At 42.7% G+C, this 6,969-nt stretch carries 9 protein-coding genes; 3 read left to right on the top strand and 6 right to left on the bottom strand.

Annotated elements, in window-relative coordinates:
* On the top strand, window positions 1–499 hold a 499-nt coding region (locus tag AC1DSE_RS27025; RefSeq protein WP_477528481.1), incomplete at its 5' end, for an MtnX-like HAD-IB family phosphatase.
* Window positions 496–1,149, top strand: coding sequence for a methylthioribulose 1-phosphate dehydratase (gene mtnB, locus AC1DSE_RS27020; RefSeq protein WP_477509624.1), 654 nt, complete (start codon window positions 496–498; stop codon window positions 1,147–1,149). The genes AC1DSE_RS27025 and mtnB, both read left to right, overlap by 4 nt.
* Window positions 1,150–1,338: 189 nt before the next feature.
* Here mtnB and AC1DSE_RS27015 read toward each other — a convergent pair whose 3' ends face one another.
* Window positions 1,339–1,713, bottom strand: a complete 375-nt coding sequence (locus AC1DSE_RS27015; protein ID WP_477509625.1) for a helix-turn-helix domain-containing protein — start codon at window positions 1,711–1,713, stop codon at window positions 1,339–1,341.
* Window positions 1,714–1,737: 24 nt separating this feature from the next.
* A complete protein-coding gene (locus AC1DSE_RS27010) occupies window positions 1,738–2,382 on the bottom strand; it encodes a Type 1 glutamine amidotransferase-like domain-containing protein (protein WP_441875338.1) in 645 nt (214 codons plus the stop codon).
* A 246-nt stretch (window positions 2,383–2,628) separates the two neighbouring features.
* On the opposite strand from AC1DSE_RS27010, the gene AC1DSE_RS27005 reads away from it, so the two are divergent.
* On the top strand, window positions 2,629–3,660 hold the full coding sequence (locus AC1DSE_RS27005; RefSeq protein WP_477509820.1) for a MerR family transcriptional regulator: 1,032 nt from the start codon (window positions 2,629–2,631) through the stop codon (window positions 3,658–3,660).
* 54 nt (window positions 3,661–3,714) lie between these two features.
* On the opposite strand, the gene AC1DSE_RS27000 is transcribed toward AC1DSE_RS27005, so the two are convergent.
* From AC1DSE_RS27000 to AC1DSE_RS26985, 4 genes are all read right to left on the bottom strand, one after another.
* The gene (locus tag AC1DSE_RS27000) at window positions 3,715–4,395 is read right to left on the bottom strand and encodes a DnaD domain protein (protein ID WP_076265712.1); all 681 of its coding nucleotides are present in this window, start codon (window positions 4,393–4,395) and stop codon (window positions 3,715–3,717) included.
* A gap of 21 nt (window positions 4,396–4,416) precedes the next feature.
* On the bottom strand, window positions 4,417–5,637 hold the full coding sequence (locus AC1DSE_RS26995; RefSeq protein WP_339202846.1) for an acetate kinase: 1,221 nt from the start codon (window positions 5,635–5,637) through the stop codon (window positions 4,417–4,419).
* Window positions 5,638–6,573, bottom strand: coding sequence for a 3-hydroxyacyl-CoA dehydrogenase family protein (locus AC1DSE_RS26990; RefSeq protein WP_477528480.1), 936 nt, complete (start codon window positions 6,571–6,573; stop codon window positions 5,638–5,640).
* Between the two features lie 87 nt (window positions 6,574–6,660).
* Window positions 6,661–6,969: M41 family metallopeptidase (locus tag AC1DSE_RS26985; RefSeq protein ID WP_477528479.1), on the bottom strand; the 309-nt coding region annotated here is incomplete at its 5' end.

Raw genomic sequence — 6,969 nt, 5'->3', positions numbered from 1 at the left:
CCTTCCTGCTTCTATCCAGAAAGAAGTTATCGATTTCAGTATTTCCAATGTACGCATTCGTGAAGGATTCGCTGAATTTCTAAACTATTGCAAAGAGCAGCAGATTGATTTTTACGTAACTAGCGGCGGCATTGATTTTTTTGTTTATCCTATTCTTGAAGCTTTCGACATACCAAAAAATCATATTTATTGCAATGGCAGTGATTTCAGCGGTGAGCAAATTGAGATTTTGTGGCCAAATCCGTGTGATGCTCATTGCACCAACAACTGCGGCATGTGTAAAACAACCATTATGCGTCGTTTCCCTGAAGAGCAATTCGAGCGCATCATTATTGGCGACAGCGTAACCGACTTTGAAGGCGCTAAGCTTGCTGATATCGTCTATTCCCGCTCCCACCTTACGGTGAAATGCAAGGAGCTCGGACTGCCGCATCACGAATACGAAACATTCCACGATATTATCAACACTATGAATGATGAAAGGAAGTCAACAAAATGAGTTTTGAGCAAATTGCTTTAGAAGACAAGCAGCGCGCTTTATCTGAACTTCGCGACGTTAAGGAGCTGTTCGCTTCACGCGGCTGGTTCCCTGGCACCAGCGGCAATTTATCGATCCGTGTAGGCGACTATAACCCCGACGAATTTCAATTCGCTATTACGGCAAGCGGTAAGGACAAAACGATTCATACACCAGAGGATTATTTGTTTGTTGATCAAGATGGCAAGCCATGCGAAACAACACGCTTAAAACCATCCGCTGAAACACTGATCCATTGTGAAATTTACAAATTAACTGGGGCTGGCGCTATTTTCCACGTGCATACCGTATTTAACAGCGTAATCTCAGAGTATTTCTGGGATCGCAAGTCTGTGCCGGTAGATGGCGTTGAGCTGATCAAAGGGTTTAACATTTGGGACGAGGAAGCACACATTGATATTCCAATCGTTTCGAACTTTGCACATATCCCTTCTATCGTACCGGAAATAACGGAGCGTATATTGAAAAACATACCTGGCATCGTGCTGCGCAAGCATGGCATTTACGCTTGGGGAGCAAACGCATTTGAGGCAAAACGCCACCTTGAAGCATTTGAATTTATTTTTGAATATGTATATCGTTTGGAATTGCTGCAGCATGGTAAAGCTTAAGCATTTTCCAGCTCGATCATTTCATTTTTTAGAAGGACTTTCTCCCGCTTCAGCACTTTTTATGTATCACAGCGCTGATTAGCGGGAGATTTTCCAGCTAGATTATAACCCATCTAAAAACATGACCATCAAAATGATAACTCTTCCTGAATGATATGTAATCTTTGCTCTTCCCTTCCCGATCAACTGTTATTGGATAACTGATCCTGCAGCATACTCCCGCCTTTCTCTCGACGTTTCATTAATCCAAACCATTAACTCATTTTTGCTAATATAAAATTTCTCACCAACTTTTATGTAGGGGAACATAACGCCAGAAAAGGACCCTGCTGTAGTCAGCTGAATTTGCTCTGTATGAATGATTTGTTTAATTTCATTTTCCGATAAATGCAAATAATTTGCTGCCTCTTCTATCGTTAGCAAAGGTTTTTCCATGCTTATCGTGATGTCGGACTGTTCTTTATTAGGCACTTCGTTTTTCTCCAAAAACATACAGCCCACTATAAAAGATACTCCGAGAATAAAGCTTGCTGCTATCATTGATTTACCGTTTGAAATAACCATCTTCCTCCTTCGTTGTAAACACACTCACTCTTTTCCATAATAAAAATAAACTTGTCCCGCCGTCTCTGATATCCGTTCGTTTTTAAAATAAATGCCAGAAGCATCATCTATCCCATAACCCGTTGACAAGTTGGTTTTGGAAAGTGCAGCCAATAAGTTCTTTTCTTCATCCCATTTTGAAAAATGCGCACTAATGACGCAATGATTTATTAATCCAAGACCTTTGAGGAAAAGATGCTCATTCGCTCTGTTGTCGATGGGTGGAATTACACATACATTAGGACTGATTAAGGCGCCAGCCGAAAAACCTGCAACTGGCACGCCTTCTGTGTATAATGCTTTTATTATTGTGCCGAGCTTTGTTTCCACGATATAATCTCGATAAAGCTCAGTATCACCACCGCTTATAATCACTCCTGTAGCTGATTGAAGCTGTTCCAATAAATCGGTTGATGGTGATGCATCCAAGGCGAAATACACAAACTGATCAATATCATGAAAACCTATTTGATCGGTATATTTCGTCATGTATTCTTGCCAACCTTCTTGCTCAATAAATAAGATAACTACTTTGCTTAACCCTTTTGATGCCAGAGCTCCAAATTTTTTTGCTAAGCTTTCATTGAACGGCGCTCCACCGCCAAACAAAAATAAATGTTTATCTGACATAAATATCCTCCTTGTAGTTAAAGCTTCAGCGGGATTTAGTCGAATCACTTTTATCGTAACCTAACTATAAACTATTTTTTAAATGTTTTACCATATTTATCTGCTTATATGAGTAAACTCGGAACAATTTGTTGTCTATAACCATCATGTTAAATTCTTCATTTAACATAAAAAACGGAGTCAACTATATTGACTTTAACGTAACGTAAACGTTCATAATGGCAAGAGGAGGTGGCTCTATTGAAGGTGCATGAAGCTGCAAAACAACTCGGTGTCACGCCGCGTACACTTCGTTTTTATGAAGAAAAAGGTCTAATTCATCCATATAAAGCAATAGAGAATAAATATCGCGACTATTCCATTGAGGACGTCATTCGGCTCCGCTGGATCATATCACTAAGAGAATTGGGCTTATCCGTATCTGCAATACAGAATGCTCTTAACGTGATCAATGAACCGGACGCTTTTATTCGAAGTGTGGATGGCGCTCGTGCATTGCTGTATGAGCAATGGATCACAGCAACAAAAGCGCTGCAAGCGCTAGATGAAACGATTTCAGCATGGCACAGAAAAGGAGCAGCTGAATTGACACAAGCAGAGCTTGCTGCTGAGGAAATTAAACAAAATCGGCTATCGCGAGCCTCTTGGAGCGATCAATGGAATTACGATGAGATAGCGATTCAGCACGGATATAAAGCACCTATCATTACACTTAGCGGTATTCTTTCGGAGGAGCAATACAATATGGCACTGCTGCGAACCGTTGAATGGCTTGATCCGCGGTTCGATGAGCTTGGCTTAGAAATAGGAGCAGGTAGCGGTAATCTCTCCAGCATGCTAGCTGCGGCCGGCACGAAGCTTACCGTTGTCGAGCAATCGACTGAAATGCTCTCGATCATAAGAGAAAGGCTCCCTGCCATTGATGCAAAACAAGGCAATTTGCTCGCACTGCCTCTCGCCCCATCCAGTTATTCTTTTATAGGCTGCAGTTTTGCTATGCATCACTTGAATCGTTCACAACAGCTTCTGGCACTAGAAGAAATGGACCGCGTTTTAATAAATGGGGGACGGCTTGTGATTACGGGGTTAATGGATGTGGACTTGGTTGACGATGATAAAATACATTCTGAAGAGATAGAAACAAAGCTTGCCATACCGCCTAACTGGCATCTTTCCTCTGTATCCGAACATCTGAACTGGTTCAACAAACGTGGATATTCCACTGTCATCAACCGGCTTACCCCATATGTTGGTTTACTCTACGCGATCAAACCTTAGCTATATATAATAATGTGACCCTTTTACATAAAAAAAAGAGCTAAGCCGCATGGCTTAGCCTCTTCCTCCACGAAATTTTTGCGCATGTGCGCGAGCCTCATCTGCATTCGTTACTCGATTGCGGCTCCACTCGATAAGTATCCGATCAATATAACGCAAGCTAAGCTTGCCCGCAAAGACGGCTTCTTTTAGAGCAAAACGAATAATTTCGTCTGTATATCGATCATGATCAAGCCAACCTGAAATTGTCTCGCATTCTATTGGAGATAATAAGCGTCCAAACTCTTGCTCGAATACACTGAATAAGTCCGATGATGGCGCGGCTTGCTGCTTGACTGGCTGACGCTCTGCCTTTCGCGATTCACGCTTCTGCTCCGCAGTTAACGCAGCTGCCTTAAGCAGCCAGCCTGTCCAGTTATAACGCTCTGACTGCATTCCTGTAGAACTGTCAACGTACTCGTCAATTGTAAGAAAATCTTCTTTCATCAGCCGGCCAAGGGATTGTCCAACTTCTCTAACACTCAGGCCCATCCGCTCAGCCAATTGCTCTGGCGTCGGGAAATCATTCATGTCCGCTTCCATATAAACCATGATTTGCAGGAGCAGCATCGCTTCTGTATCCGACAATTCCAGCTGGCGGTATGTTCGCAGCAGCATCGCCGATACATAAACGCCGCCTTCCTGCAACGCAGCAGCCATACCATGCGAGTAAGCTTTCCATATCTCGTTGTTCACTGCCAGCTGCCTCCTATACGACTACGCCTGTGCAGACGTATCCTTTTGCTTAACTAAGTTATACGTGTCTCTTGCAATGAGGAGCTCCTCATTCGTAGGAACAACTAAAACTTTAATGCGTGAGCTGTCCGTCGTAATCTCACGAATATCTTTGCGACGCTCTGAGTTGCGCTCTTCATCTAGCTCAATACCCAAGAATGAAATGCCTTCGCATATCGCTTTGCGTAGAGCGACAGAATTTTCTCCTACTCCAGCAGTGAACACAATCGTATCTACACCGTTCATCGCCGCGGCATATGCGCCAATATATTTTCTAACTCGGTAAGCATACATGTCAAAAGCAAGCTTTGCGTTTTTGTCGCCTTCAAGCATCGCCTCTGTTACCTCGCGCATATCGCTGCTAATACCGGAAATAGCAAGCATACCGCTATGTTTGTTCAGCATAGAATTTACTTCATTTAAAGTCAATTCCTCTTTATTCATTACAAATGGCACGATCGCTGGATCAATATCTCCGCTCCGGGTACCCATCATAAGACCTTCAAGTGGAGTCATTCCCATACTTGTATCAAAGGACTTGCCGTTCAAAATGGCTGTACAGCTTGCGCCGTTTCCGATGTGGCAAGTAATCATTTTGATTGATTCCAATGGTTTTTGCAAATACTCTGCTGCATGTGCGCTCACATAGGAATGAGACGTGCCATGAAAACCATATCTGCGAACCTTGTGACGACGGTAAAGCACAGTAGGAATTGGATATAAATACGATGTGTTCGGCATGCTTTGATGGAATGCCGTATCGAATACTACCGCTTGAGGTACATCAGGCAAATTTGTTTCTACCGCCAAAATACCCATCATATGCGCTGGGTTATGAAGCGGCGCCAAATCAAACAATCGACGAATCTCGAGCTTAACCTCTTGCGTTACAAGCACTGAACTGCTAAATGCTTCGCCRCCATGAACGATACGATGGCCAACAGCTTCGATTTCGTTCAGATTAGCGATCGCTCCGAACTCCGGGTTGGTAAGCATATTGATAACCTGCTTAACAGCAGCAACATGATCCAATATTTCACTAACTTTACGAACCTCGGGCTTGTCAACTGGTTCATGAGTAACAATCGAAGAATCCATTCCGATACGTTCCACACGTCCGCTTGCCAGAACTGATTCGTCACGCATGTTGTATAGCTGATATTTTAAAGAGGAGCTTCCTGCATTAATTACGAGTACTTTCATTTAAATCCGATCCCCATCCGTATCATATTTGAAGAAGCCGATTCCTGATTTGGCTCCGAGATGTCCAGCGCGCACCATTTTTTTCAGCACGATCGAAGGACGATATTTCAGCTCGCCATACTCGCGGAACATTCTCTCAAGAGCTGCCAACACGGAATCGAGACCGAAACGGTCACACATCTCGAAAGGTCCATGCTGGAAGGAATAACCGATACGCATTGCGCTGTCAATATCCTCAGCCGACRCGACCCCTTCCTCGAGTACATGCAAGGCTTCGTTAATAAATAAGCAAATGAGTCGTGTAGTTACGAAACCAGGAGATTCAAATACCATAACTCCTTTTTTGTTAATAACCTCTTCCACAAAATGTTTCGTACGTATAAATGTTTCCTCTGACGTCTTCAGACCACGAACAATTTCCACGAGATCAATCTTGGATACTGGATAAATAAAATGCATGCCAATTACGCGGCTCGGCTGCTTCGTAAAGCTTGCTAGCTCAGTTAAGCTTAGAGTAGATGTATTGCTCGCTAAAATAACATTTGGACCGCAAATTTGATCAATTTGTTCAAATACAGCTTTTTTCAATTCCAAATCTTCAGTTATCGTTTCAATAACAAGCTCACAATCCGCTAACTTCTCGTAGCTTGTTGTCGCCTCTATTCTATTCATAATCAGCTTCTTCTCGGAATTCGTGAGCGCCCACTTCTCGATTTGTTTATCCAAGCTTACTTCAATCATTTGTTTACCATAATCTAGGCGATCGTCCGAACGCTCGATAATGATAACATCCAATCCTTTGGAGGCCAGCATTTCCGCGATCCCTTGACCCATCGTGCCTACTCCTACAACTCCAACTGTTTTGATATGCAATGTATTAGCTCCTTTAGTGTGGGGAGAATTCTTCTTAAAACATAATAGAAGTTTTCTCTGCAAAGATAGTTCAATCTTATTATAACGAATTTCATCAAAAAAAGAAGGCGGACGACAACTCCGCCTTCAAATTGTAATATTGTAAACGCTTCATGCTGCTGTATTGGAAGAAAAGAGCTTTCTAAACTCATCTCCGCTCAATGTTTCCTCACGCAGAAGCGTCTGAAGAGACTTGATAAACACTTCTCTATTCGACTCAAGCAGACCTTTTGTTTGCAGCATCAGCTCATCCAAAATGGTTCGATTGATGCTTGCCCATCCATCTTTTGTCATCATCGAAGAATCAATAATGCCAAGATCAGTCAATCCCGATTCCACTAATGTTTTGACTATATTCATCGATTGTTCGAAGTCACCTCTTGATCCAGTGCTCCGATCACCATAAAACATTTCCTCAGC

It is taken from the genome of Paenibacillus sp. 01L418, assembly GCF_056400045.1.
This window is presented reverse-complemented; position numbering and strand designations above follow the sequence as displayed.